20 protein-coding genes are annotated in these 25,760 nt (G+C 53.2%); all 20 read right to left on the bottom strand.

Translation table 11 applies throughout. The features are described 5' to 3' along the window. Positions 1 to 24: 24 nt before the first annotated feature. The 20 genes from LJ658_RS01530 to LJ658_RS01435 all read right to left on the bottom strand — a co-directional run bounded on the left by LJ658_RS01530 (position 25) and on the right by LJ658_RS01435 (position 25,757). On the bottom strand, positions 25 to 1,233 hold the full coding sequence (locus LJ658_RS01530) for a trehalase family glycosidase (RefSeq protein WP_230544691.1): 1,209 nt from the start codon (positions 1,231 to 1,233) through the stop codon (positions 25 to 27). Then, entirely contained in the window at positions 1,230 to 3,458 is a 2,229-nt protein-coding gene (locus tag LJ658_RS01525) for a family 78 glycoside hydrolase catalytic domain (protein WP_230544690.1), read from the bottom strand. Before LJ658_RS01525 ends, LJ658_RS01530 begins: the two co-directional genes overlap by 4 nt. Positions 3,459 to 3,486: 28 nt before the next feature. Next, positions 3,487 to 3,627 carry a hypothetical protein gene (locus LJ658_RS01520; RefSeq protein WP_230544689.1) on the bottom strand — a complete coding sequence of 47 codons (141 nt, stop codon included), beginning with the start codon at positions 3,625 to 3,627 and terminating at the stop codon, positions 3,487 to 3,489. A gap of 30 nt (positions 3,628 to 3,657) precedes the next feature. Further along, positions 3,658 to 4,104, bottom strand: a complete 447-nt coding sequence (locus LJ658_RS01515) for a protein-disulfide reductase DsbD domain-containing protein (RefSeq protein ID WP_230544688.1) — start codon at positions 4,102 to 4,104, stop codon at positions 3,658 to 3,660. An 11-nt stretch (positions 4,105 to 4,115) separates the two neighbouring features. Next, entirely contained in the window at positions 4,116 to 6,059 is a 1,944-nt protein-coding gene (locus LJ658_RS01510) for a glycoside hydrolase family 97 protein (protein ID WP_230544687.1), read from the bottom strand. A 4-nt stretch (positions 6,060 to 6,063) separates the two neighbouring features. Then, positions 6,064 to 7,398 (bottom strand): FKBP-type peptidyl-prolyl cis-trans isomerase, encoded by a 1,335-nt coding sequence (locus LJ658_RS01505; protein WP_230544686.1) that lies wholly within the window; start codon positions 7,396 to 7,398, stop codon positions 6,064 to 6,066. A 10-nt stretch (positions 7,399 to 7,408) separates the two neighbouring features. Then, positions 7,409 to 7,879, bottom strand: a complete 471-nt coding sequence (locus LJ658_RS01500; RefSeq protein WP_230544685.1) for a glycoside hydrolase family 20 zincin-like fold domain-containing protein — start codon at positions 7,877 to 7,879, stop codon at positions 7,409 to 7,411. Between the two features lies 1 nt (position 7,880). After that, positions 7,881 to 10,253 carry a family 78 glycoside hydrolase catalytic domain gene (locus tag LJ658_RS01495; RefSeq protein ID WP_230544684.1) on the bottom strand — a complete coding sequence of 791 codons (2,373 nt, stop codon included), beginning with the start codon at positions 10,251 to 10,253 and terminating at the stop codon, positions 7,881 to 7,883. Then, positions 10,250 to 11,806, bottom strand: a complete 1,557-nt coding sequence (locus LJ658_RS01490; RefSeq protein WP_230544683.1) for a S8 family serine peptidase — start codon at positions 11,804 to 11,806, stop codon at positions 10,250 to 10,252. Before LJ658_RS01490 ends, LJ658_RS01495 begins: the two co-directional genes overlap by 4 nt. A 104-nt stretch (positions 11,807 to 11,910) precedes the next feature. Next, on the bottom strand, positions 11,911 to 14,091 hold the full coding sequence (locus LJ658_RS01485; RefSeq protein ID WP_230544682.1) for an alpha-galactosidase: 2,181 nt from the start codon (positions 14,089 to 14,091) through the stop codon (positions 11,911 to 11,913). A 22-nt stretch (positions 14,092 to 14,113) separates the two neighbouring features. Beyond that, complete coding sequence (locus LJ658_RS01480) at positions 14,114 to 14,584, bottom strand: ankyrin repeat domain-containing protein (protein ID WP_230544681.1); 471 nt, start codon at positions 14,582 to 14,584, stop codon at positions 14,114 to 14,116. Positions 14,585 to 14,800: 216 nt separating this feature from the next. Continuing rightward, positions 14,801 to 16,345, bottom strand: coding sequence for a trehalase family glycosidase (locus LJ658_RS01475; RefSeq protein WP_230544680.1), 1,545 nt, complete (start codon positions 16,343 to 16,345; stop codon positions 14,801 to 14,803). A 19-nt stretch (positions 16,346 to 16,364) separates the two neighbouring features. Continuing rightward, complete coding sequence (locus tag LJ658_RS01470; RefSeq protein WP_230544679.1) at positions 16,365 to 17,870, bottom strand: alpha-L-fucosidase; 1,506 nt, start codon at positions 17,868 to 17,870, stop codon at positions 16,365 to 16,367. Between the two features lie 9 nt (positions 17,871 to 17,879). After that, complete coding sequence (locus LJ658_RS01465) at positions 17,880 to 18,803, bottom strand: aspartyl protease family protein (protein WP_230544678.1); 924 nt, start codon at positions 18,801 to 18,803, stop codon at positions 17,880 to 17,882. A 139-nt stretch (positions 18,804 to 18,942) separates the two neighbouring features. Continuing rightward, complete coding sequence (locus tag LJ658_RS01460) at positions 18,943 to 19,107, bottom strand: hypothetical protein (protein ID WP_230544677.1); 165 nt, start codon at positions 19,105 to 19,107, stop codon at positions 18,943 to 18,945. Between the two features lie 549 nt (positions 19,108 to 19,656). After that, on the bottom strand, positions 19,657 to 20,127 hold the full coding sequence (locus LJ658_RS01455) for a GntR family transcriptional regulator (protein WP_230544676.1): 471 nt from the start codon (positions 20,125 to 20,127) through the stop codon (positions 19,657 to 19,659). A 4-nt stretch (positions 20,128 to 20,131) separates the two neighbouring features. Beyond that, complete coding sequence (locus LJ658_RS01450; RefSeq protein ID WP_230544675.1) at positions 20,132 to 21,628, bottom strand: S8 family serine peptidase; 1,497 nt, start codon at positions 21,626 to 21,628, stop codon at positions 20,132 to 20,134. Then, positions 21,625 to 23,442 (bottom strand): FKBP-type peptidyl-prolyl cis-trans isomerase, encoded by a 1,818-nt coding sequence (locus tag LJ658_RS01445; RefSeq protein ID WP_230544674.1) that lies wholly within the window; start codon positions 23,440 to 23,442, stop codon positions 21,625 to 21,627. Before LJ658_RS01445 ends, LJ658_RS01450 begins: the two co-directional genes overlap by 4 nt. Continuing rightward, on the bottom strand, positions 23,439 to 24,299 hold the full coding sequence (locus tag LJ658_RS01440) for a DUF3738 domain-containing protein (protein ID WP_230544673.1): 861 nt from the start codon (positions 24,297 to 24,299) through the stop codon (positions 23,439 to 23,441). Before LJ658_RS01440 ends, LJ658_RS01445 begins: the two co-directional genes overlap by 4 nt. A 48-nt stretch (positions 24,300 to 24,347) precedes the next feature. Next, entirely contained in the window at positions 24,348 to 25,757 is a 1,410-nt protein-coding gene (locus LJ658_RS01435) for a RagB/SusD family nutrient uptake outer membrane protein (RefSeq protein ID WP_230544672.1), read from the bottom strand. Positions 25,758 to 25,760 lie beyond the last annotated feature (3 nt).

Raw genomic sequence — 25,760 nt, 5'->3', positions numbered from 1 at the left:
TGCGGCCCTTATCTTTAAAATTTTTTACCTGATCCCATCTCGGTTAAACCGGGTAATGTCATGGCGGGCCTGATCTTCGAACTGAAAAAAATGGCCTAATAAGCTCCAGCCCCAAAAGGGGTTTAAACCTAGGCCGTTTCCGGATTCGGCATCATAATATTCGCGGTTCCCGGACTTGCTGACCAAAGCATCAGTTTTATAAGCGATCACCGAGGCCAGCTCCCGGTAGCCGTAATACTTCAGGCCATGGTAAAGCATATAATTGGTCGGTATCCAGGTATTGGCGCGCCAGTTGCAGCCCAGGTCGCCCGGGAGCTTGGTTGTTGAATAACCCGGCTCTGACCTGGCCAGCGCCGGCACCGGCCAGTTGCTCCAGAATTCCTGCGGGTTCAGGAGTTGGTCATAGATCATACGGCGCGCCTGTTCTTTCGTGGCTATGCCGGCCCATAAGGGCGCGAAACCCGCGATGCTTTTCACCGGGATCAGCCTGTTTTTTTGATATGCCTGGTCATAGAAAAAACCCGATTTTTCGTCCCATAAGTTTTTTCGGATCAGTTCAGCCTTACGGTCGGCTTTCAGCCGGTAAGTGCGGGCGATCGCCGGTTTGCCCATGCGTTCAGCGATGGTGGCAAATGCCCGGAGTTCCTTGACCAGGTAGCAGTTCAGATCGACCCCTTCGCTTTTGCGGTCCGACCACCAGCCGGCCCGTTCATGCTGGTTATCCATACCGCTATGCGGCGCGCTCAGCCACTCGCTGAGGCCATTCTGATCGCCGTCCAGCTGGACCAGCCAGTAGTCCAGGTATTTTTGCAGGCGCTTAAAATAGTCTTCCGTTAACCAGGCCCTCTGGTGATAATGATCAAAGACCAGCAGCGCGATCTGGCAAAGGAAAGGTTTGATATGCTCGTCATGCTTGCGGTCCGCGGGTACTGCCCGCACGATCAGGCCGTCCGGGCGCTGGTGGTCCAAAAATATCGTGACACCGTTGATGATATGACCGGACGGCTTGCCCATATGGATCTGCACGATCGCCTCAAAATACTGGTCCCAGTCATAGAGCGTTTTGTAATCATAGCCGGTGAAATAATATTTCCGGGTATCCGGGTCTTGCTGGATACCTTTTTTCATTAAAGAATCAAGGGTATGGTGCAGTCCGGGCGTTATTTTTTGCGCAACGGTTATTTCAGTCGTTGACACCAGCATCAGGCAGGTCAGTAAGGCTCGTAGGTTCATTTTTGTAGCCGGTTTAGGATTCCATGAAATTCATAATTGCCGGATTTTAATTTTACCGGCGCTTTACCCGGGACATAGACCACCGCGGTCGTATGTTTCGGTAGGCTTACCTGCATAATTACGTGTCCGCCTTCTACTTGCCAGGCGGAACGGATAAGCCCATAACGGCTTTGGTAGCTGGCTTTTGCCCAGGTCAGACCGCCGCCGATCTCGGGTTTGATGATGACCGTACGATAGCCCGGCGAACCGGCTTTGATACCGGCGACGTTTTCATACAGCCATTGCCCGACTGCGCCATAGGAATAATGATTAAAGGAAACCTCCTGGATGGTACTGTCGGGCCGTATAGCGTCCCACCGCTCCCAGATCGTGGTCGCGCCCATTTTGACCGGGTATAACCAGGAAGGACAGGTTTGCTGGTTCAGTAAGGTATAAGCGAGCGCCGAATAACCAAAGCGGCTCAATACCGGCAGCAGGTAAGGCGTACCTAAAAATCCGGTCGCTAAATGGTCATTATTTTCATGAATGAGTTCCACCAGACGCGCTATCGCCTTTGCCCGCAAATGATCCGGCAGCAGGTCGAACTGCAGCGCCAGTACATATGCGGTTTGGGTATCAGCGGTCAAATGGCCATCTGGTCGTACGTAGGTTTTGACGAATGCCTGTTTGATAGCGGCCAATTGGTTTTTGAAAATTTCCAGGTCCGCCTCCTGGCGCAGCACGCTGGCCGTATTCAACAGGAGCTGGGTCGAATTGGCCCAGTAACACTGGTCAATCAGTCCGATATCGGTGTTGGCGCCGGGCGCATACCAATCCCCATAGCCACCTTCGGTCCATAAGCCATCTTTACTTTTGGTGCCGATATAATGCAGCCAGCTTTTCATGGACGCGTATTGCTGTCTTAATATCGACGTGTTGCCATAGCAGCGGTAAACCGTCCAGGGCACGATCGTCGCCGCGTCACCCCAGCCGGCGATGCCATAAGTATTTGTTTGGTAAGGGTAAACCGAAGGTATTTGTTTGGGTAAACTGCCATCAACACTTTGCTCGGCGGCCAGGTCTTTCAGCCACCTGGTGTAAAAAGTTTGGGTATCCATCAGGAAGCTCGCCGTAGCGGCAAAGACCTGCGCGTCCCCTGTCCAGCCCAGGCGCTCACTCCGCTGCGGGCAGTCGGTTGGCACTTCCAGGAAGTTACTTTTCAGGCTCCATTCGATATTCTTTTGCAGGCGGTTGATCAATGGGTCAGAACATTCGAAAGTCCCGGTGGGCTTCAAGTTTGAGTACAGCGCGACCGCCGTACAATTGTTTTTTGTCGCCTTAAAACCGGTGACTTTGACATAGCGGAAACCATGATAAGTAAAATGTGGCTCCAGTACCTGGGGTTTGCCGTTCAAAACGTATATATCCACTGCTTTCGCCGTCCGGAGATTACCGTTATAAAAATTACCGGCCTTATCCAATAATTCACCATGCGCCAGGCGTACCGTGTCACCCTTGCGTCCCGATATGATCAGCCGTACCCAGCCGGCCATATTTTGCCCGAAATCAACCACTTGTTCACCCTTTGGAGTCTCAATAATCCGCACCGGTTTAAACCGTTCGTGTTGCTTGACCGGTGGTGCCTCGGAAGGCACCAATATGTTTTTGGTATGGTCTGATATTTTAACCGCACGCCATTTTTGCATTTTAACATTGGAATCAAATAATTCTCCATCATAGAATTCTGAGTAACGGATCGGGCCGGTGGTACAGATCCAGGAATGGTCCGTGTTGATATAAGCAACACTGCCATCACGGTATAGCAACCTGATCACAGCGAGCAAACCAGCTGCTGAACCATAGTTATCCCGTTCTTTGGCGCCACGGAACTTACCCCGGTACCAGCCCTCACCAACGGTGACCTTAAGCATATTGTCGGCAGTCAGCAGCTTGGTGATATCGTATTGCTGGTATTGTAACCGCGTTGCATAAGAAGTCCAGCCGGGCGTAAAATAGGCATCACCGATCCGGTGACCATTCAAACGAGCCTCATAAAGTCCAAGCGCCGTGATCGCTAAAGTCGCATTTTTTAACTTTTTGCCTGCACTAAACCCTTTTTTAAAAACCAGGCACGGCCGGTGCAGGGAGTCTTCCGCGAAAGCCGGGCTGATCCATCGCGCCCGGGCGAAAACCTGCCGCTGGGCGAATGCAAGAGATGATCCGCATAGTAGGATGACTAAAACCAAATATTTAACACAATTACGCACGGTATTACTAATTCTTTTTATTTTTCTTTTTGAACCAATGGAACAAGCCATCCAGTTCATCCTTCTTTTTAATTCTATTATAGATCATATGCATATTGGCATAGATCAAAACCAGGATACTTAGGCCTATGAACACTAAAAGTCCCATGTCGTATTTTAAACGGCTTGGGTCAGTTCTTTACTTTACCGGTATCTCAAATGCCAGTTCCTCCGGTGCCAGGCATTGCTTGTCGGTGCAGGCCATATAGGTCAGGGTGCCCCGGACCGTGGTTTCGCCTTTTTTCAGTTTCAGCTTTTGCTGGAAGGTCACCGCCTTACTGAAATAAAATACTTTAATGCCAAAGGCTTCCTCGAATTTCGAGTCGGGCCTGGGTTCGACGGGTTTACCCAACACCAGGTAATCGGGTGACTTGGTAAACTTGAAGACCGTTTTTTGCGGACCGCCAGGTTTTTGATTTACGGAATAGATATGCCAGCCATCATCAATGGTCGCTTTAAAGAAAACCGTCAGGGTTCCGGCAGGGCCTTTTTTTGCACCATAGGCCCATTTTACCGGGGTCATAATTTGCGCTTTCAGCGCGCTTACGCTCAATAGCAGTAAGCCGAGTATCATTGCTTTTTTCATAATTATTATTTTTATTTTTCTATTGGTTTACAAATAGCCGCCCAGCCGCCACCAGCACGCATAGGGGCGGACAGGCGGTCACCTTTTCTTACATTTTTTATGACATGCTGGTAATCATTCCCAACCCGGTCTGCATTCGGACCGTCCTGAAAGAGCTCGGCTTCGTATACTTTTCCGGCGTCCAAAAAATCGCAGGTGATGGCGAGGGTTCTGGGTTCCCAGTTGGTCATCGCGCCGATGAACCAGTCGTCGCCTTTTTTCCGGGCGATAGCGATCGATTCGCCGACCTGCCCGTTCAGCGGAACCGTTTCGTCCCACGTGGTGGGTATCGCCGCCAGGAACTTTAGATAAGCCGGTTCCTGCTCGTAAGCCGTTGGCGCGTCAGCCAGCATTTGCAGCGGTCCGTAATAAACGACATACATCGCGAGTTGGTGGCACCGGGTCCCCTGGCTCATGGGCCGGTCAAAAACCGCTTTCCAATCGGCCTGGTTATAATTCTGCATCGCGCCCGGCGTATAATCCATCCCGCCCGCGAACATCCGGATATACGGGATCTCGACGTCATGTTGCGGCGACGTGCCCAGGCTATCAAACTTGTTCCATTCCAGGCCTTTAACGCCTTCGGTATTGATGAGGTTCGGATAGGTCCGGGCCATTCCGGTGGGATGATAGGCCCCGTGAAAGTCCACCAGCAGGTGGCGCTTGGCGGCTTCTTTGAGCAAGCGTTCCTGGAAATTGACCACCGTCTGGTCGTCACGGTCCATAAAATCGACTTTGACACCAGAAATCCCCCATTTTTCAAACTGGTTTAAAGCCGCCATCATTTGCCGGTCGAGTGTATACCAGACGCACCACAGGATCAGGCCGACGTGTTTTTCTTTTGCGTAGCGGATCAGTTCAGGCATATCCAGCTGATCGGTGATCTTCAGCAGGTCGAACTGGTCGCTCCAGCCTTCGTCGAGGTTAACGTATTCCAAATGGTTACGCGCCGCGAAGTCAATAAAGTATTTATAAGTTTCGGTATTAAAGCCGGTTTTAAATGGCACCCCGGATAAATTTAACGCGTTCCACCAGTCCCAGGCGACCTTACCCGGTCTGATCCAGCTCACATCATTTAAAACGGATTCGCCAGCCAGCAGATAGACCAATTGATTGGTCAGCAGGTCTTTGTCATTCTTTTCAAAAGCGACCAGCCGCCAGGGATAATCCCGCGTCCCGGCCGTCCGGGCGATATAAGGCTGGGTACTTTTGACCAGCAGGTTAAAATTGGCATGCCCGCCGGGGACCACCGTCCTGGGAACCGCCGCATGATGGCCCTCCAGGCCATTTCCGGCGACCGCCGACAAGCTCATACAGGGAAAATCCAGGACATCCGACTCATGGATCATCAAATTCATCCCGTCCGCGCGGAGCAGCAGGGGCATACTGGTATAATTCGGCCCGGACTGCTGCCCAAGCGGCCGGACCCGGTAGTCCGCTTCGGAAAGCGCCGGGTGGAAATAAGCGGTATCGTTCGCCGCCAGCTTAAATTCCGCGGTTTCTGACAGCACGTTCAGGCTGTCCTTAAAACCCGTCCGGAAGCGGTAGGCAAAACCTTCGTTATAGGCGCGGAACACCACCTCGTAACCCCCCGCGCAGGTCAGCACCAGTTCATTATATTTTTCCGTGACGGCGGCGCTGATGCCGTAGAGTGGCCAGATAATCCGGTCCGCCGACCGCGTTTGTGACCCGCTGACCCGGGTGCTTTCACCCAATACCGCGCCATTGGACAGGGCCATCCCGATCGCCGAGGGCAGCAGGTAAGTTTTCCCGTCGTAAGACAGCCGGTAACTCAGCCGGGCACCGGCTTCGATCCCGGCCTGCAGGCGGTTGTCAGGCGAACGCAGGGTATAGCGTTGGGCCAGGCTTTGCAGTCCGGCCAGCAGCCCCAGGCAGATAAAGGTCGCTTTTTTCATGGCTTTATTTTTCGATACCCGCTACTTCCAGTTCACAGATCAGCACAGCGCCGGCAGGAACATCCCCGTACCCGGCCTCGCCAAAACCCAGTGCGGCGGGGATATAGAGTTCATATTTCGAACCGACCGGCATCATCAGCACCGCCTCGCGGATGCCGGGCAGGGCCTTGTCCAGGTGATGGCTAAAGGGCTTCGACGCGTCAAAAGGCCCGCTCACGACCTTGCCGTCCGGCAATTTGGCCGTATAATATAATTTCACCTTATCGCCGGCCGCGGGCAGGGGGCCCTTGCCCTGCCGGACCACCCAGTATTGCAAGCCGGAGGCGGTCGTTTTCACCCCGGGTCTGGTTTGGTTGGCCTTTAAAAACGTGTCGGCGGCTAGTACCGGCGCGATCAGCCGGTCATACTCGGCCAGGTCGAAAGCTTCCCGGTGCAAGCTGTTCGGTTTCATATAGATCTTTTTGTGCGCGTAATCCAGGATCAGGTTAAAGCGCTTGATAATATCGATCCCCAGGATGCCCAGGTAGCCATCGGCGGGCTTCGCCTCCGGGTTGACCGTTAATTTGATCATCATCCGGCCGAAATCAAAACCGCCCAGCGAGGCCTGGCTGATGAGCGCCAGACGGTCCACGGTCGCTGCGCTGACCCCACGGCCACCCGCGATCACGGTCGCGCCGAGCTGATGCTCTAGGTCATGGAACAAACTGAAAGGCGTGCTGACCAGCAGGGTCGTCCCGTTGCCGGTGTCGAACATCACTTTTCCCGTCAGCTTTTCGCCGCTGGCCAGTGTGATCGTCATCGGAAAACGCGGGATATTGACCCCTTTATAATAATCAAAGGCCACCCCGGTATAGCCGGTGGTATCCACCTGGCCGATCTGGTCATAAAGTTTTATTTCTTTCTGGTCGAAATCGACCGCGGTCACATAGCGGTTCATGATATCGTCGCCGATCAGCCCATTCAGCTTAAAGCCGGCGCTGCCGGAAAAAGCGTCGAAATTGATCAGCGTCATGTTCAGCCCTTTCAGTTCCAGGCCCGGCAGGGCTGCGTTTAAGCCCGCAGCAATCTGGTACTGCCGGGCGCTGCCATGCCCGGCGACGGTGACCAGCTGCCGGTTGGCTTTGCTGATCCCGATCTTTTCAGCGGTGGCCGAATCGATCGAAGAACTGCCGGCGGTCCCGGTATCAAAAATAAAATCCATCGGCGGGCTGCCCTGCACGCTGAGCTTGATGAAGATCTCCTTGCCGTTAAAGTCAAAGGGGAAACGCGCCACCTGGGCGCAAGCCTGGCGGTTTAAACCGGCCAGTAATAGTAATAGGGCTATGTTTGTTCTTTTCATGTTGTTCATTTTACAGTTCTGCCAGATTAAAATTCCAGCCCCAAAACCGGTAGCGCTGGTATTGCGCAGCGATGTTCAGAACGGGGGCTCGCTGCGCGGGCAATAACTGGATCAGGGTCTGCAGCCCGTAAAACACACCGGTATCGCTGGCTGCCGAAATGACCAGGCCCTGCGGACCGGCCTTTAGCCGGTAAAGGCCCGAGGTACCATTTTTAGCTGGGGTGATCCGCAGCACGATATCGCCGGCCCGTTCTTTCTGCGCCCTCTTCAAGCGGAAGCCTTCCTGCCGCTGCAGGTAAGCGTTCAAATAACGGGCGGATCGTGCCAGCCGGTGGTCGGTGAACACGATCCGGGTACGGCTGCTGATGTTCAGCCCGCCCGGTCCGGTACTGACCCGGACAGGCCTGGGTATGATATTCACCTGCGCCAGGGCGCCCAAAGGCAGCAGCAACAGGCAGAGACAGCTATTTTTGAATTTCATATCAAATCGAGATTTTTTGCGCGCCGCCGCGCAGCGCGATCATTTTATTTTTCCAAAGGAGCCGGCCATGCAGTGCGCCGGGCAAACTGACCGTGCCGCGCAGGTGGGCGCCATGGCGCTGAAAAGTCACGCGGATCATCCCGTCGGGATGCGGCATACTGGCGCTGATCTCCTGCAGGCCGCCTAAAGCCGGTTCGATCCGCAGGGTCCGGAAACCGGGCGAGGCCGGCCGGATGCCGCAGATCGTCGCTAAAAAATCATAATTGGGGCTGGCGCTCCAGGCATGGCAGTCCGAACGCGCGGGCTCGGGTTTCTCCGCGAAGGTGGTCAGGCCCAGCGCGAGCATTTTTCGCCAGGGGCCTAAGCTGCCGTAATACCGGTCGGCCATACCCGCTTTGACCAGGGCCTGGGCCAGGTAAAAACGGTAAAAGAAAGTGACCTGTCCCAGGCTGGTGTCCGACAGCAACTGTCGCATGACCGGCCTGACCTGCCGGGCGGGCAGGGCGCCGCTGAGCACAGCCCAGATCCCGGCATGCTGGCTGAAAGTCTTTTTTTCCGGGGTATCCGCTATCTCCTGTTTTTTTGGATCAAAACATAACTGGTAAGTCGCCCGGTTGATCTTTCCCGCTGCCGCCAGATAAGCCCTCGCCTGCACGGGTTTATCATAAGCAGCCATCAGATCGGCTGCTTGTTGCAGCGTCGCCGCGTATTGAAGACTGATGATAGCGGAATGGCCGTCTTCAGCACCCGGTGCGATACCCCAACCGTTGAAGTTATCCCAGTCCACGAAATTCCACCAGGTCATGGAACCGAGCATCCCGCTCCCGGGATCGGTATGCGTTTGATACCAGCTGAGGACTTCGGCGATGGCGGGAAGGAACCGGCGCACAAAAGCATCGTCCCTGCGGTGCATCCAATAATCATGGACCATACTGACCCAGAATAGGGAAAAGGTCGGGATGATCTGTAACTGGTTCGCCGGGTAATGGCTTTGGGTCAATCCTTCAGGTGTCCGGGAGTGATAAAAATCGGTGATCGCTTTGCGCATTAAGCGGTCGTCGCCCGAAACATACAGAGAGATCAGGGATTGGATCCGGCTGTCTCCGGTATATTGTAATTGTTCGTAATAGGGGCAGTCATAGTAAAGGTCGCCCGCGCAAAGCTGAGCGGTGCGCCAGCCGACCTGCCAGATGTTCTGCAGGGACGGGTCATTACTTGCAAAGGACGCTTTCATCGTCAGGGGATAACCGGTGGACATCCCGTAAAGATCGTGGATCTCCAGGGGCGCCTCCCGAGTATGGACCTCCAATTCCAGGTAGCGGTAAGCTCTGATCCACAATGGGCGGAAGGTTCGGCCTGTCCCGCCGTCAGCAATGAAAGTATCATAATTCCCGAGAATCTCCCGGCCTTCGATCTCATTGCGGTTCCCTTTTTGGTGCTTTTTGTCAAACAACGCTTCTGCATAGGTGAGGGTGATCTCCGCGGCCTTGCCCCCGCTGACCCGGATCTCGGGATAGGCCAGGGTATACACGCCGCGGTCAAGCAGGATCTTAACGGTTCGGTTCGCAGGGATAGTCACGGTATGGGTACCTTGTAAAAATGCCCGGGGTACGCTATCCGCTGAACTCCGGCGGATGGCGGCAAACCGTGTAAGGGTTTCGCTGAAGACGGGTATATCGCGTGGCGCGAGGGTCCAGCGGTTACCTGTTCCGTAACCGGTCACTACAGCCCGACAGACCTCGGTCGCCCGGGGCCAGCGGGCATCATCAAAGGCAGGTTGCTCCCAATCCCAGGGATAAAGTCGGCCATCGATGCGGTCGCCGACTCCTGCGGCGTAGTAGGCCTGCAGCCACGCGCCGTTATTCAGTGAGGTAGGCCGATAGGCGGAATCCTGAAACACTTTCCAGGTGCTATCTGAATTAAGTTCCGCGTGCTTCGGGCTGTCGACCTGAAGGACGAAGCCTGTTTGATTGGAGATTTGCGCGACGGGAGCCAGCTCGCCCATATTCCAGACCAGGGCTGCGATCAGGTTATTCCCCTTCTGTAAAAAAGGGGCGATATCGACCGTTTCGAAGTACCAGTTAAAAAGATCACCGCGAGCGGGCCCGGAACAAACTGGCCGGCCGTTGACGAACAGGCGGTAGCGGTTATCGGCGCTAACATGCACTAGGAAGGTGGACGGTACCTTATCCAAACGGTAATTTTTCCTGAAGTGATAGATCCCGTATTCCCGCTGCGGCGCCCCCGGGCAGCTGATCCAGGAGGCTGACCAGTAGCCTTTCAGCAAGGCTGGATTTATCCTGAGGTCCTGCGCCTTTCCCGGTAAGCAATACCATGCCCATAATACCAGTACCGTCAATTTCAGTTTCATCATTTATTTACGGGATAAGTTGCGGCCAGTTTTAAAGCTCCGCAGGCGTTGACCACGCCGCCGCTTACGCATTTATCGATTAAGATGTCCCTTTTGGTCACCGATCTCAGGATGATCTCCTTGACCTGTATTGCGGTGAGTTTCGGATAATATTCCCGGATCACGGCCGCCAGACCCGCCACCACGGGCGCGGCCATGCTGGTGCCGCTGTGTACCTCGTAACGGTTACCCGGCATGGTGGAATTGATATTCACCCCCGGCGCAAAAACATCTACTGCTATTTTTCCGTAGTTGGAGTAATGGGGTAGTAAGCGGTCGTCATCCTGCGCGCCTGATGCGCCGACCTTGATGAAGTAACGCAGGATCCCGGTATTGCCTGCCGAACGGTCGGGGTAGCCGTGCGAAAGGTCCAGGTTATCCCCGCCATTGCCTGCGGCCTGGATAAAGAGTACATCCTTACTGGCCGCATATTTTACCGCTGCCTCCACTGCTACGCGGTCATTGGCGGTGCTCAGTCCGAAACTCATATTGATCACTTTTGCCCCGTTTTCCGCGGCGTAGCGGATCGCGTTCGCCTCGTCTATGTCACGGCCGCCGCCATCGGGAATCGCGCGGACCGGCATGATCAGCACATGATCCGCTACGCCGTTGATCCCGATGCCATTATGCCTGAGGGCGCCGATGATACCGGCGACATGGGTTCCGTGTTCCGGCGGAACTGCGCCGCTGACATGGGGGTTTCCGTAAAAACGCCCTCTTTCCGGGGCATAGTCAGCCGCGTAACGCGCGCGTGGATCGTAATTTATATTCAAAAGGTATTGGACGTCGTGTTCTCGTTCCTCAAGCAGATGTTTCGCATGATCCATATACCCTTTGAAGTCCGGGTTCTTTTTAAGCTCGGAGAGGATCAGTTTTCGTGTATTTTCCAGGGTGGGGTCCGTTGGAACGAATTGCTCGAAATCATTCACTGTCGGCTCGGTTTTACCCATTTTCCGGAGTATGCTATCGATATCGGCCATTAGCTGATTCATATGACTGATGTCTTTTCCGGCTTCGTCAAGCCTGGCCTGCAGCGCTTTCCTGTTGAGCAGGTATTGCCGGTAATCGCGTAGTTCGACCGGGGAAAGCGCAGTACTGTCGCGATTACCGAAACGCGCCAGTCCGCGCCGGATTTCGATGACCAGGTCATCGTTGTCATATTCATAATCGTCATGTGCAGAACCGAGAAAGTTCCAGCCATGTATATCGTCGACATACCCGTTATGGTCGTCATCCCTTCCGTTACCCGGGATCTCCCGGGGATTGGTCCATATGACGCCCTGCAGGTCTTCCTGGCTGATGTCCAGGCCACCATCGATCACGGCGACGATCACGGTTCTGGCTTTCTTTCCCTTCTGCAACTGTTCGTAGGCCTTGTCGATACCGATGCCGAAAACCCCGTTCTTCTTCAGGTCCAGGTTTTGCCAGTCTGCAGGCAGCACTATTTTCTGCCCGTAAAGCAAACCGGGAACCAGGGTCATAGCCGCCGATATCCCGCACAAAAGCTTCTTCCTCATTCCATTGCTTATTTTAGACTGGTAAAAATACAGGTTCGTCCCGCTATAACTTACCCCCGCTTTCTCATGCAGGCGGTACAGGTGTGGTAAGCGTCCGGCAGTACTTATTCAATAACGAACCAGGTATAACTTTCTGAGGGGATGTGAAAGGTCAGTTGCACGGTATAATCCCGGTTCAACCTGTAGGTATGTGGCACTCCTTCCTGCTCCCTGATCCGCGCATCACGGGTTAAGCCGCTGTAGTATAACGGCAACTTGATTGTGCGAGTTATAGCCGATTGAAGCGGGTTGTACAGCATAACCAGGCCCTTGGTCTTTAGGGAGGGATTGACATGCAGTATCCCGTCCCAGTCCCTGCCATCCGCCCTTCTTAGGTGAATGACGTCGGAATTCAGGATATCCCGGTAACGTTTGTACCAGTTAATGACCCGGGTAACCATCAGTTTTGTTTGTTCGGAATCATAGAGCCGCGGGCCGCGGTAACAGGCCTGGATCCCGGCACCGTAATACTGCATCATTAACTGCTCGTAATCACGGAGGTGTTCTTTCAAAGGCTCAATCGTAGCGGCGGGGCCGCCTCCGCCGTATTCGGTCAGCGGCACAAAACCCCAGCCCATCGACGTTGTTTTTTCCCAAAGGGCATCATAAATATTCTGCCGGTTCAACATCAGCTGCTGTTCCCTCGGCAGTTGAAAGTTGGATTCCTTATAGCCCATCTGGATCTTGTTCGAACCATCCAGGAAGTACCAATCCGGGGAGTTGATATAAATTCCCCTTTCATTGAGCCAGTGGTAAAGTTCTTTCTGGATCCCGATCTGCTGCCATTGGGAATCCCCCAGACCCTGATGACCGGGATGGGTGGTAGAAGCGCAGAGGTCGCCCGGGTAAGGGCCATCGTTCTCAAACAGATCAAAGCCCGTCAGACTGAAAAAACGCTTGATATTATCCCGGTACCAAAGCCCCCAGCTGCTGCCGAAGCAAGGCGCCTGGCCGAAGAGCGCGTGCACATCGGGTTTCCCGGTTTTCGGATCGATCACATCGTCCCGGTCGCTCACATGGCGCGAACTGAACAGAGAATAACAACCCAGTTTGACCCCCTTACGGTGCGCGTAAGCGGCCATATTTTGCCATCGCCGGAGGTTGGCGGCCGTGGTGTCTTCGATATTTAAGTGGCTGCCAAAACTCAGGATCACTGCTTCATAGCCCGTAGCAGCGCACTGGTCAATAGCAGTAAGGACCTGCTGATCATTTTCGCTCACCAGGTGCATAAAGATTGGGTTAGCCGTTACCCAGGGCGCTACTTTGGGGTACATCCGCCGGATAGCCAGGCCCCGGCGTTCGCGGTCATAGCTGTCGATCAGCAGTTCATGGGTACGTACCGACTGGAAAATTTCGCCGGGGCGCAATTCGATGCCGGTGACATCGCCCGGGTAAACCTCCAGCAAACAAGGGTTCCTTTTGTTATAACTGACCTGGGAAGTATAGGCCGGATCTGTCCGCCAGTGCGTGGTCTGGTCGCTGTACGGATAGACCATCGCGTTGTTAAAAGCGTAATTCGTTTCGATGTACATTCCTTTGGGCGGCGTGATCGCCGTACTGTCATCCCCGACCGCGCCTTCTTCCTCAGCCATGGCCAGCACCTCGCTGACCACCCGCTCAAGCCTGAATACTTTCTTTCCCTTATTTTTCAGAACCAGTGATTTCACCATTAGTGGGATACCATCGTACAATTCGTAGTTGACCTGAACGGACAGGCCATCGAGTTCCGGCGCTGAGGGCCTAAAGAAAAAGGACAGTTGCCGGCCCGTGCCGGGAGCCGAAGAAAGCGCCCAGAAATCTTTCTTCCAGTGCAGTTCCGGGCGGATCGCGCTAACCTGGTAACCGGTATATTGAAAGTCTCCGGGCCCCGTGCGCAACTGATCCAGCCAGGCGGGTTTGAGATAGGCCATTTCCGGCTGTCCGCGCAAGCCCCCGACCGCGTAAGACCGCCCGTCGATCGTCAGCCGGGCCTCCTCGCGTACGGCGCGCAGGAGCTGTCTTCCGGTACCCAGGTTGACCAGGTCATAACAGGCCAGGTTCGGCGAGATACGGAACACCCTTTTGAGCAGGCCATTATTTAAAATGAGGTCTTTCCCGTCAGTGCTCCGCAGCACCTGTACTTTTATCCTGACCGGACGGACGAGCCAGTCCGTTTTGACCGCGCCAGCCTGGCGCGGCTGCCCGACGACGGCGGCCATCATGACCACGCCCGTCAAAGCGCCCAGTAGTTGAACTGTTAATTTCATGGTCAGCCCAGGATGCGTCGCCTTAGTTGATCGACCTTAAATAGGCTTCAATTTCCGTACGCTGGAATTTAACCGCGTAGGATAGAGGCGTCTCGCCCTTTTCCGGTCCGCCGCCCGGCAGGTCGATCTGGTTCTCTAAACGGTAATGCACATTCGCCCCCTTAGCGACCAGTGCCTTCACCATCTCCAGGTGACCGTATTTGATGGCATGCATCAACGGCGGCACGTAGCCGGCGCAACTTAAGTTGACATCGGCCCCCTTCCCGATCACCAAGTTAAAGCAATTGACGGCATTCGCCCGGACCGTTTGCGATAAAACGCTGTAATAGCCGTAACATTGATTGACATTTTCTTTGCTGATCAGCTTACCCAGTTGGGTCGTATCATCTTTTTCAATGGCGCTGACCATTTCCGCAGGCATCTGCTGGGCCTGCACCGCGGTGCGGATACTGAACAAAACCGCTACAATTAAAATTTTTCTTAAGTTCTTCATGATCTGATGGTTTTAAAGACCCCTCAAACTTAATGTTCTGTTTCCGGCGAACTTTCCCCTCCTTTCCGCCTATGGTCATTTTTTGGATCAGCGCGTTGACCTTTTGGTCAACCGGCTCCGCGGCGCGCCTCGTTCGGGCATAGGCACCTGAACCAAGGATCAGGATGATGGATAAAATTAATTTTGTATATATTTTCTTGCTCACGGTGTTCAGGTTTATTGGGGGATAATGGTCCGGGTCTCGCTGCCGCCGGCCCAGATCAGTTTGAGGGTAAAAGGCGTATTGGTTTTGATCCGGATCTTCGGTTTATCAGTTGGATGGTTTCTTTGCGCACACCAGAGGTCGATCAGTCCGTCGTGTTTGAAGGGGTATTTTTTTACCCCGAAGGCATCCGTCAGGCGGATATCCCAGGTCAGGGTATCTCTTGGCGCGTCCGCGCGCAGACCGAACACGTATTCGTAGAGCACGGAGATCGGGACGAGACCGGTCCAGCCGACCAGGTTTTTGGTATCATTACCTTGTACCTTGTCCGGTGCATAATTTTCCCAAAGCATCCCGGTCTTTTGATAAACCTGGACCACATTATTCAAATGGTTATAACCGATCTCAAAGGCCAGGGAGTCCTGGTGATTCGCCGTCAGGCCCTGTAGCACCATGTAAGAGGTCGGCGCCCAGACCCCGCCCCGCCAGTAACCGCCGTCGGGATTAAAAGCCGGATCATCGGCCGACAGCGTCGGTACCCGGTGCAGTCTGGCGAATTCTGCCGGATTCTCCAGGTGCGCGATAAAACGTTGCTGTTCGGCCGGTGTCAGTACCTCCGCCAGCAAAGCCCAGTAAGCCGCAATGCTTTTGACTTTGGACAGGGAACCGTCGCGAAAACGGTCATACAGAAAAGCGGTGCGTTCATCCCACAGGTTCCGGCGAACGTAAACACTCAATGCCGCTACCTCTGCCCTGATATCCGGTACATCCGCCTCGCGGTGCAAAGCAGCGGCCATTTTCAGTAAAAGCTTTCCGGCATACAGCTGCTGTAAGGTGATATCTACCCAGGACATAAAAGCCGGGCTGAATTCCGGACTGAAGCCGTCAGGTACGCGCGGCTGGTTGTCCATACCACAGCCCCAGCCGCTGGAAAAATAAGAGCCGTCGGGCCAGGACCGGTTGGTCCGGAACCACTGGTCATAGGCCACCAGGGCCGGGAACACGGTTTTTAAACGGGCCGTATCCTGAAAGCGCTCAAAATAATTCCATTCCGCCCAGGGCAGCACATTAGGGCCCGTACTCGACGGGTTGAATTTTTCAAAGAACTCGGAGCCATCGGCTTCGGATATCTCCCGGGAGATATAGCCGTCGGCATGCTGGGTATGGTAAAAATTATCAAGCGAGCCTTGGAAGTTAAAGGCCCGGTGCCCGTAAGCGCCGAACAATGCCATAAAATTGGTATCCCACATAAAGATATACCCGTTAAAAGCCGGATCGATATAGGGGGCGATAAAATGGTTCGCGGGGCTGGCCGCGTGCAGGTTGCCAAAGGCCAGCTCCCAGGTCTTCCAGTAGCAACTGATCACCTTCGGCCTTGCGGGCCAAAGCGGTTCGGGCAATTTCGCGCGGCTTTGTTCAAAAGTCGGGGGCACCGTCAGATCGGGCGCTTGGCGGATCAGTGTATTTTGTTTAACCAAGGCATTCGGGATGGTGGTCAATTGCTCGTTCTTGTCCTGTGCGTATAATAAACCTGCGCACAGCACCCCTAATCCGGCCATACAGCTCCGGTATAAGTTGCTAATCATGTCGTTGATCTGTGGTTTGAAAGGCCGGCTCCAGGAAGATTCCGACATCGCTTAAAGCCAGGCAAACGGGCGCATAAACCCGGATGCGCATCCGGTCAGCAGTTTCAGGTTTAGTCAGTCGGATGATGCGGCACGAACCGATACTCGTCGCATGGGAAATATTCTCCCACTGGTTGTTCCGGAAAACATCCACGGCTACACTGTCTATCCTTTGCCCGAGTTTGATGTTTTCGCGCAGGCGGATCAGGCTGAAGCGCGTATCCTTCTTAAATTTTAATTCCAGCGCTGCCTGGTGGACGTTGTTATCGGTCGCCCAGTAACTGTAGCGGTCCGCGTCGGTTAGTTGAGCAGTACCATAGGCTTTGGCATTTTGGTCCCGGACATTCGAAGCCGTGATCAGCGCTTTCTTTGCCACGTTATCTTTAAAAACGGCAGTCAACAATTGCCCGAAACCGGTCAGGGCCTGGACATCATGCGGATGGAGTACGCCTGTCAGATTGGGCGACAGCCCCAGGTCCATACAACCTCCTCGGCCGACCGAACTACAATAAATTTCAAAAAGCTCTTCCGGCGTTTTCACCTTGTCATCGTCCACGGCATGGTAGAACCACTCCGGGCGCAGGGGAACATCGGCTTCAAAGGGTATCCACTGTTTTCCGTTACGATCGCCGCTGCCGAGGTTTTTGGTGTCTACGAAACCCGGCATGGGCGCCCTGCCGTCGGTACTGATCGAATTGATCGTCGCCCAGCTGGTTTCCGGCGCATGCCCGTCCTCGTTACCCACCCAACGCACGTCGGGCCCGGCATCGCTGAAGATCACGGCGTTTGGCTGCATTTGCCGGGTAATCTTCCAGGTGTTGGACCAGTCATAATAAGTGCCGGGATCTACTCTGCGTTCCTCCCTTTTGCCGCCGTAATAACCGTCCCCGCCATTGGCGCCATCATGCCAGCTCATGAATAGTTCGCCATAATTCGTATATAGCTCCCGGAGTTGGCTGCGGTAATCTTCGACATAGGCCGGGGTTCCGTAGTTCAAGTTATTCCGGTCCCAGGGCGAGCAGTAGATCCCGAATTTCAGCCCTTCCTTTTGAGCGGCCTGCTGAAAACCCCGGACAACGTCGCCTTTTCCGTTTTTCCAAATGCTTTTGCTGATATTGTAAGGTGATGTACGGGTTGGCCACATCGCGAACCCGTCGTGGTGTTTGGTAACGTAAATAATCCCTTTCAAGTGTCCGGCTTTCGCTGCACGGACGATCTGCAAAGGGTCAAAACCGGTCGGATTGAAAACAGAGGGGTCGGCATCACCATAACCGCGTTCGGCATCCTGGAACACCGCGGGGGTATAGTGGATCAGGCCGTATATTTCCATTTCATGCCACCTGAGCTGTCGCGGAGACGGCAATGCGCCATAAGGCGCCGGTGCGTTTTGCGCTTGAACGGCGACGGTCAGGATACAGGCCTGCAAGCCGGCAAATAGGTGCTTATAATAATTCATCATATATAAAGGTTAATTGAGAACGTGATTGGATTTCAGGTAGATCACCTGGTTCGCATAATCAAGGATGACGTTGAAATGCCGGATCATCTGGAATCCCAGCAGACCGAGGTATTCTTTGTTTTGCCCGGCATTTACATCGACATTGATGCGGACGGGGATATCCCCGCCAAAATGAAAGCCGCCGATATCCATGGCTTTGACCGATGCCCGCAGGTCGCGGGTCGGTTGGTTGAGTCCCCTGCCTGGTAAAGCGGCAGTGGCGCCGGTTTTGGCACCAAGTCCATAATAGTTATTGAACGGGGCGAAAATCAGCAGGTTGATATTGGCTCCTGAGTCAAAGATCGCCTTGCCACTCAGCTGCTCGCCGCCGGCCAGGGTTATTGTGACAGGAATGCGCGGGACCATGATCCCTTCTTTAAATTCAAATGGAATGACTTTGTAGCCAGCGGTATCTACTTTCCGGATGTCCTCATAGAGGAGGAGTTGGCGCTGATCAAAATCGATTTGCGTGATATACCGGTGAAAAAGGTCATAACCGATGATTCCCCGGATAGGTGTAGCTGAACCGGTATTCATCTGGCCGAGGTTCATGAGCGTCAGTTCAACGTCTTTTAGCGGAAGGTTCTTCGAAAGGAAGATGTCCTGGTGCGGGATGGATACGGCAGACTGAGCGCCGCCTACACCGACCGCTTCAGTGCTTTTGCGGTCAGTCCGGCTGACACCGGCCTGCTCCGCGGTCAGGGAATCGATCAGGACACCCTCGCCCCCCCCGGTATCAAACATAAAACGCAGGGAGTCAGACTGTCCTACACGAACCTTCAGGAACATGCGGCTGCCATTCATTTCAAAAGGAACCCGGGTCACCTGAGCTGTGGCCGGTCCGGCCCATAAACCTAAACAGATAATCGCGATCCCTGATATCTTACTTATCATTTTTTATTTACAAAATTACGAACCGGGCTGCCTCAACTTTCATGAGCTTTCTTAAGTACTTTCCGGTTTTATCACACTCCTGTAGGATTAGATTTAAACGAAATAGCTGGAACGGTTCCTGTTCCAGCTATTCATTTGTTCATTTTTCCGTTAATCTGCTTACGCCTTCGAAAATATAAGTGCCGGTTGTCGCGGCGGCGGGATATTTTTTGAAACCGCTGATCCCTTTGTACGAAAGCGCGCTCACTTCGTTGGTGGTTATTGTCTTAATATTGATGTTGACCGCCGGGCTGTTCGGAGACATGTTCACAAAGCGGATATAGATCGAACTGTCCGGTTGGACCACCGCGAATTGATAAAAGGCAGACTGGCTTCGTTACGGAAAACGGTGTCAATATTGGGTGCCTTATTCGCAAGATACAGGGTATTGACCGAAGTCAGGTTAAGCGCATTGCTAAATAAAACTTTCGTGGTATCCGTCGAACTAACCACGGACAATTTGTTTTTGCCGGTGAAGCATCCAGACGCAACCGAAGCGGCAGACTGGGCAGTTGCGCCGGACCAATAGTAACCTTTAACGCCGGGAACACCGGGTGACTTTGATGGCCCCGGTAGCAACGGTGGCGTTGACAACGTATAGGTCAGCCGTTGGTTGATAAGTAGTGGTCTCCTTTTTACAGGCATTCAGTGATAAGATAACGGCGATCAACGAAAGTATCCCAACTTGTTTCTTTCTGCTGGTTGGTTTTAAATTCTTTGGTTTAAATTTTAAGTGGATATATGATTTTTCTACACATGTAATGGTCTACAGGCTGATATTGCCCGGAATTCCTGTACATGATCTATTCCCCGTTCAGACGGCGATCAAATGCGGTTCATCCTGTTCGTTGCTGAGGATGATCAGCCATTCATAGTCCCTAACATTCTCCGGCAGTACAAAACTGTTCGCCGAATAATTGTAAAAATCGAGACGGGTTTCCCGGCTGACGATACCTGACAAGGCTGCGATATTGATCCGGTGTACCTGGCTTTGATCCAGCAGCACCAGCGCCTTGTGTAACGGCTGCGTTTGTGTACCGCTGATAAAAAAACCTTTGCCCTTTATCGAACCGACCACGCCCTGGGATTTCAGGGTATTGTAGGCCCGCTCGACCGAATTCTTGGAGACGTCCAGTCCCACACAAAACTCGTGGATCGAGGGCAGGACATCGCCTTTGACGATCAGGCCTTCCTCCAGCCCCAGCAGAATCGCGTCTGCGATCTGCCGGTACTTGGGAATGACCGAGTTCTCGTCGATCCTGACAATTTTCAGATAGTTTTTCATCGCTTTAAAAGGTCTGGGCCAGCTTCAGGGCTTCATACGCATTGACGACGCCCCCGCTGATACATTTATCTTTTAATACTTCCCGTTTGATGACCGATCTCATGATGATCTCCTTCACCTGCACCGCCGTCAGCTTCGGGTAATATTCCCGGATCAGGGCTGCCAGGCCCGCAACTACCGGCGCCGCCATACTCGTCCCGCTTTCCACTTTGTACCCGTTACCCGGAATGCAGGAATAAATCCCTACGCCGGGTGCGAATACATCGGTGTTTTTTCCGTAGTTGGAGAACCAGCCCTGCAGGGTCTTGTCATCCTTAGGCCCCGAGGCCCCGACTTCGATCCAGGCTGCGGCCTGGGTTCCTGTAGTATAGTTCCGGTTAGGATATTCCAGCTCATCCTCTTTGCCGTTATTACCGGCCGCATGAATGATCAGTACATCCTTATCCAACGCATACCGGACGGCATCATCGATCTGCTTTTTTTCCGGTGAGCTGTTTTTATTGATGCTCAAATTGATCACCCGGGCGCCGTTATCGGCAGCATACCGGATGGCATCGGCCATATCTTGATCCAGGTACTCTCCTATAGGTACCGTCCGGATCGCCATGATCTTTGCCGAACTACAAACACCATTGATCCCGATCCCGTTATTTCTGCCGGCGGCGATAATCCCGGCAATATGCGTGCCGTGAAGCGATTCTATGCCTTTCAGCCCCTGTACGTTGCCATTGCCGTGATGGGGTTGCTGACCGGCCTGGTCTGCCCTCGGGTTACAGTCTATATTGTAGATCACATCGACATGGTTTTGATAGGATCGGTTCTGATCTTCCAGCTGTTCTTTGAAGGCCGCAAAATCCTGGCCCGTGGCTTTCATTGTTTTCACAATGTAAACCAACATATTGAGCTCCGGTTCATTGCTGTATTTGAAATCCTCCAGCTCATTTAATGTCGGGTGCTCTTTCCCCATCTTTTCCAGGATGGTTTTTAATACGCTGATCCGCTCGTTGCTTTTTTCCAGCGATCTGATCATGCCCTCTCTTTTTCGCTGTATTTGCTGCCGGAGATCGGCAACGGTATTTGAAGCCGGGTCCTTTTGTATTTCAACTCTTAAAGAACGGACGATCTCGGCGTTATCTACTAAAAAACTGCCTTTCTCTGAGCCCAGGAAATTCCAGCCGTGCACATCGTCGGTATAGTCGTTCTTATCATCGTCCTTATGGTTATCCGGGACTTCCTTCGGATTGGTCCAGATCGCATTCCTGAGGTCCTCGTGGCTGATGTCCACACCTCCGTCAATGACCGCAACGATCACCGGGATGCCTTTCTTTCCGTTCAGCAGTTCCCGGTACGCCCGCTCGGTGCTGATGCCGAACACGCTGTCCTGGCGCAAATCCAGGTTTTGCCAGTTCTTATCTTTGGCCGGGCTTTGCGCGAACACGCCCCCTGCGGCCATCAGCAGGAAAAAAATGGTTAAGATAACTTTATTAGGATGATCGATCATTTGTTTTCAGGTAAGATTTTAAGAAGTTCTACTTTAAATATCAGCGTACTGTTCGGCGGCAACTGCCCCGAATTCGTATGGCTGCCGTAACCTAGTTCTGCTGGTATGTAAAATTCCCACAGAGAGCCCTCCGGCATTAATTGCAATCCTTGGGCAAACCCCTTGACAAGTTCGTTAACTTTGAACTTAGTCGGTCTTCCCAGCTCATAAGTGCTGTCGAAGATCTTCCCGTTGACCAGCGTCCCGCTATAATGGACCTGAACGCTATCATTTAAAGTGGGTTTATTGCCCGTGCCCGTTTTAATGACCTTGTATTGTAAACCTGAAGGAAGCGTCACTACGCCGGGAGCAGTTTTATTCGCTTGCATAAACAGTCGGCCGGCTTCTTCCGGGGGGTCCGGCATACCTTTCTGGGCGGCCCGTTTGGCTTTGGCCTCAGCGATCATTTTGCCGTCGACCATTAAACTACCGTCGACTTCCGAGAATACCAGCCGGTCGACTGATCTTTCCTCTTCTTTGATGGATAAACCATAGGGCGCGATGGCTTTACGAAGAGCGGGCAGATCTCCCCAGTTGCTGATCTGCAGATCCATCACTCCCTGCCCTTTATACCCGGTTTCATTAAAAACATAGGGGTGCCCTGTTGGATTATTCACCTGATACATGAATTCCCCTAGGCCAACAGCACGCTCATAGGGTACGTTTGCTCGGTTCAAAAACTTCTCTTGCGCGCCGGTCCTGGCAACAATCCAGACTTTTTCCATGCGCTTTTCAAACCGCACGTGAAGGCCTAGCAATCTATCGAGGTCCGCGATCACCGTTTTGTAAACTTGTTCGTCGCTTTGGCCGGTATCGGGGTTCACCGATTCAAAACAGATCGCATGCTCCCTGTTCCAGTCGCCTTCGGGGATAACCGAAGCTTTATCATAGGCATACATTGATCTTTGGCCAGTTTCCCAGAGTACCTGCTCCTGGGGCCGCACATCGGTAGGCATTACCAGCTTACCGAAGTTACCCGTGCCCATCAGGCCGTTGATATATATATCCAGGATTCCGCGGTTTAGAAGGCTCACCCTAACCGTGTGGTTGTTTTTATCTCTGACGATCACCGGCGGGTTGTACTCTCCGCCGTCCGATGCACCGTCTGTTTCCCGGTAGTCCGCGACCGCCGCGTATTTCAGGAATGTAGCTGTGGTATCGATCTGTCTGGGATCGGTATTAAATAACCGATGATGCGTGATATCAAAAGCAAAAAAATCATTTTTGACCGGCCAGCTAACCGCAGCGTCGCTCAATACTTTTTCGATATTGGCCTGGTTCACATATGCTGAAGTCGTGATCGCGATCACTTTGCCCTTATAAACCCAGACTTCATGCGGAAATGTAGCATGTTCAAAATAGGGGGATAAAAGCTGGTCCTCCACAACGACAGCTAAGTCCAGCTTCTTCGTATTCCTGTTGTTTTTCCAGAAATTGCGAATGAAATCGTCTTTCTGATAAGTTACCGGCAGTATCTTAATTCGGGTGCTGAAATGTTTCTGCAGGGCGTCCATTCCAGGCATGGCCTCGATACAGGCGCCACAATTGGTATCCCAGAAATCGATGATCAGCAGCCGGTCCTTAAATTGGCCCGTATGCATCGCTGTTTGCGGCGCGTTGATGACCTTCAATTTGAAATCAGGCAGCATTTCCCCGATCCGGAAGGCGGGTTGCTTTTTCAGCATGTCCCGGTTGGCTTCGGAATGGGTTTGAGCAGCTGCCCTTTGAGTTGCCATCACGACGAACAGCAGTATGATTATATTTTTTATCTTCATTTGTTTTGTGCTATTTCTGTGATCACGACCATATCCTGCATCCTGGGTTCTTCTTTCAGGTCCAGGTCGTATGATTGTAAGGCCTTGCGTAAGGCCGCCAGGTCTGTCCAGTCTTTGATATTTAAATTCATATCTACCGCGCCCGCGTACCCGCTCTCATCGGAGAACGGCGGCATACCGGCTTTATCCAGCAATGGCCCGAGCCATTTTACACTGGTATTTCTAAAGACCCCTTTATCTCCGTTGACCGGGGGCCCGCCGGCCGACTTCAGTTTATCAACCTGAGAAGTCCGTACCAGTACCAGGGAATTGACCATCCGTTTTTTATTGCTGAATTTCACCTGGAATGCCTGGGCGAGTTGTTCGTTTAAGGTCTTTGAAAAATCCTGAGAGGAAGCATAAGGGAGCATGAGTTCAATACACCACGCATTTTTGCGCATCCAGTCTGTTTTATCACCATAGCTGGGATCATAACGGTATTTCGACGGCTCTCTTACTTCCAGGATCACGTGGTTATAAGGAATATTCGGACTAAACCGGTTGGTCAGGATATCCTGGATAGACAGGTTGATCCAGTAAAACCGGGTAGTACCGTGTTCCTGATCCACTGTAGCTTCCCAATTTGTCCATCCGCCATGAACCTGTTCAACACCCTCCCGGTAACCGGACAAAGCGATAAAACGAAGAAAACGATTTTGGTTATGCAACTGGCTGCTGTCCAGCTCAAATACGGGCTTATCATAATCGAAGTCAAACAGCGGCTTATGATAAGCCAGGGTATCTTTCACCTGGGCAAAACCCGGCAAAGCGGATAGGGATCCTAGCACGAGGATGAATATTGTTCTTTTTATTTTCATAGTTTTGTCTTAAAAGCGCCGGCACAGCCGGCGCTTTAGTTTAGCTGTTTACCTGGGGTTTTGCGCGATGCCCGAACTGACGATCACCTCGTTCGGTATCAGCAAAGTGTACCGCAGGTCGTTCGGCGGCAGGGTATAGGTCTGCCCGGCCACCGTGCGGGTTTGCGTAACAGCAAAGCGCGAATCTTTATTTAACCGCCGCAGGTCCGTCCAACGCTGCCCACGCATCACCAGTTCTTTCCTGCGCTCCGTCAGGATGATGGCTAGGGCCTGGTCGGCCGTGGCTGCCGTCATATCCACATACTGCCCGGTTACCCAGCGCGTCCGGAGCAAGGTATTCAGGTCGGTTAGGGCGGCGGTCACATTGCCCGCCCGGGCATAACATTCCGCCCGGGTCAGGTATAGCTCGTCAACCGCCAGTCCGTCAAATAAAGAGGCCGAGGTCACCGGCTCATAATTGCCCGTAAAACGGTAGGTCCCCGCGTTAGCACCCGAATTCGGTTTAAAAAAGATGGTCTTTCTGAGGTCTGATGAAGCGTAGCTGGCATAGAGTACCGGGTTGATCTTCGCGATATTGCTTGATGCGCTACCGGGGTTCAAAGCAGGAACCCGGCTCAGGATGGCCTGGAAGATCACTTCTTTGTTGAAGCGGGGAAAAGGGGTGTTCGAACTGGTGCTCACCGTATTGAAATCCATCAACTGGTTGTTCAGCTGCAGGGCCGCCGTGGCGCTGGTCAGCGCGTTGCCATAGTCTTCCATCGACAGGTACACCCGCGCCAGCATGGCATAGGCCGCCGCCTTGTTCGGCCGGGTGGCCGAAGGCGATGTAGCCGGCAATAAGCTCACCGCCTGGTTCAGGTCGCTGATGATCTGCGCATAGGTCTGCTGCACCGTCCCCCGGGTGGATTTTTCATTGATATCGGAACCCAAACGGATGGGGATGCCCGGGTCCTGCCCCGCGGTGGCGGCGCTGTAAGGTTTGGCATACAGCTGCGCCAGGCCCCAGAAACGAAACCCCCGGAAAAACAGCGCCTGCCCCCGGATATTGTCCAACACCTGCTGAGCGGCGGTGCCCTTTAGCTTGTCCAGGTTCTCCAGCACCAGGTTCGCCGTATAGATCACATAATAACTAGGCTGGTACTGCGTTCCCGCAGTCGCCCTGATCGCGCCCGGGTCCCATATATAAAAGCTACGGTCGTCCGATTGAAGCGAACTGGAATTATAGCCCGCGTCACTGAGATAAGAATTATCGGCGGAGGCCTCCCCGTCGCTGGGGTCGTTCAGGTTCATTGTATTATAATAGTCCAGGATCTGCTGGCAGTCATCCGTCGTCTCGATGATTCTCAGGGTACTGGTCCTTTTGATGTCGACGAACTTCCGGCAGGAGGAACCGGCCAGGCAGAAAATAAGGAGGAGAAATATGCGTACCAATTGGGTACGATCGGTCTTGATATTCATTGA

The organism is Mucilaginibacter sp. UR6-11 (assembly GCF_020880695.1).
Classification (GTDB): Bacteria; Bacteroidota; Bacteroidia; order Sphingobacteriales; family Sphingobacteriaceae; genus Mucilaginibacter.
The sequence above is the reverse complement of the archived record's forward strand: the minus strand, read 5'-3'. Positions and strand labels throughout refer to the sequence as shown.

Coding starts and splice junctions, on each gene's coding strand:
- LJ658_RS01530 (WP_230544691.1), bottom strand. CDS start 1,233: ATGAACCTACGAGCCTTACTGACCTGCCTGATGCTGGTGTCAACGACT.
- LJ658_RS01520 (WP_230544689.1), bottom strand. CDS start 3,627: ATGGGACTTTTAGTGTTCATAGGCCTAAGTATCCTGGTTTTGATCTAT.
- LJ658_RS01515 (WP_230544688.1), bottom strand. CDS start 4,104: ATGAAAAAAGCAATGATACTCGGCTTACTGCTATTGAGCGTAAGCGCG.
- LJ658_RS01510 (WP_230544687.1), bottom strand. CDS start 6,059: ATGAAAAAAGCGACCTTTATCTGCCTGGGGCTGCTGGCCGGACTGCAA.
- LJ658_RS01505 (WP_230544686.1), bottom strand. CDS start 7,398: ATGAAAAGAACAAACATAGCCCTATTACTATTACTGGCCGGTTTAAAC.
- LJ658_RS01500 (WP_230544685.1), bottom strand. CDS start 7,879: ATGAAATTCAAAAATAGCTGTCTCTGCCTGTTGCTGCTGCCTTTGGGC.
- LJ658_RS01495 (WP_230544684.1), bottom strand. CDS start 10,253: ATGATGAAACTGAAATTGACGGTACTGGTATTATGGGCATGGTATTGC.
- LJ658_RS01490 (WP_230544683.1), bottom strand. CDS start 11,806: ATGAGGAAGAAGCTTTTGTGCGGGATATCGGCGGCTATGACCCTGGTT.
- LJ658_RS01485 (WP_230544682.1), bottom strand. CDS start 14,091: ATGAAATTAACAGTTCAACTACTGGGCGCTTTGACGGGCGTGGTCATG.
- LJ658_RS01480 (WP_230544681.1), bottom strand. CDS start 14,584: ATGAAGAACTTAAGAAAAATTTTAATTGTAGCGGTTTTGTTCAGTATC.
- LJ658_RS01475 (WP_230544680.1), bottom strand. CDS start 16,345: ATGGCCGGATTAGGGGTGCTGTGCGCAGGTTTATTATACGCACAGGAC.
- LJ658_RS01470 (WP_230544679.1), bottom strand. CDS start 17,870: ATGATGAATTATTATAAGCACCTATTTGCCGGCTTGCAGGCCTGTATC.
- LJ658_RS01465 (WP_230544678.1), bottom strand. CDS start 18,803: ATGATAAGTAAGATATCAGGGATCGCGATTATCTGTTTAGGTTTATGG.
- LJ658_RS01460 (WP_230544677.1), bottom strand. CDS start 19,107: ATGTCTCCGAACAGCCCGGCGGTCAACATCAATATTAAGACAATAACC.
- LJ658_RS01455 (WP_230544676.1), bottom strand. CDS start 20,127: ATGAAAAACTATCTGAAAATTGTCAGGATCGACGAGAACTCGGTCATT.
- LJ658_RS01450 (WP_230544675.1), bottom strand. CDS start 21,628: ATGATCGATCATCCTAATAAAGTTATCTTAACCATTTTTTTCCTGCTG.
- LJ658_RS01445 (WP_230544674.1), bottom strand. CDS start 23,442: ATGAAGATAAAAAATATAATCATACTGCTGTTCGTCGTGATGGCAACT.
- LJ658_RS01440 (WP_230544673.1), bottom strand. CDS start 24,299: ATGAAAATAAAAAGAACAATATTCATCCTCGTGCTAGGATCCCTATCC.
- LJ658_RS01435 (WP_230544672.1), bottom strand. CDS start 25,757: ATGAATATCAAGACCGATCGTACCCAATTGGTACGCATATTTCTCCTC.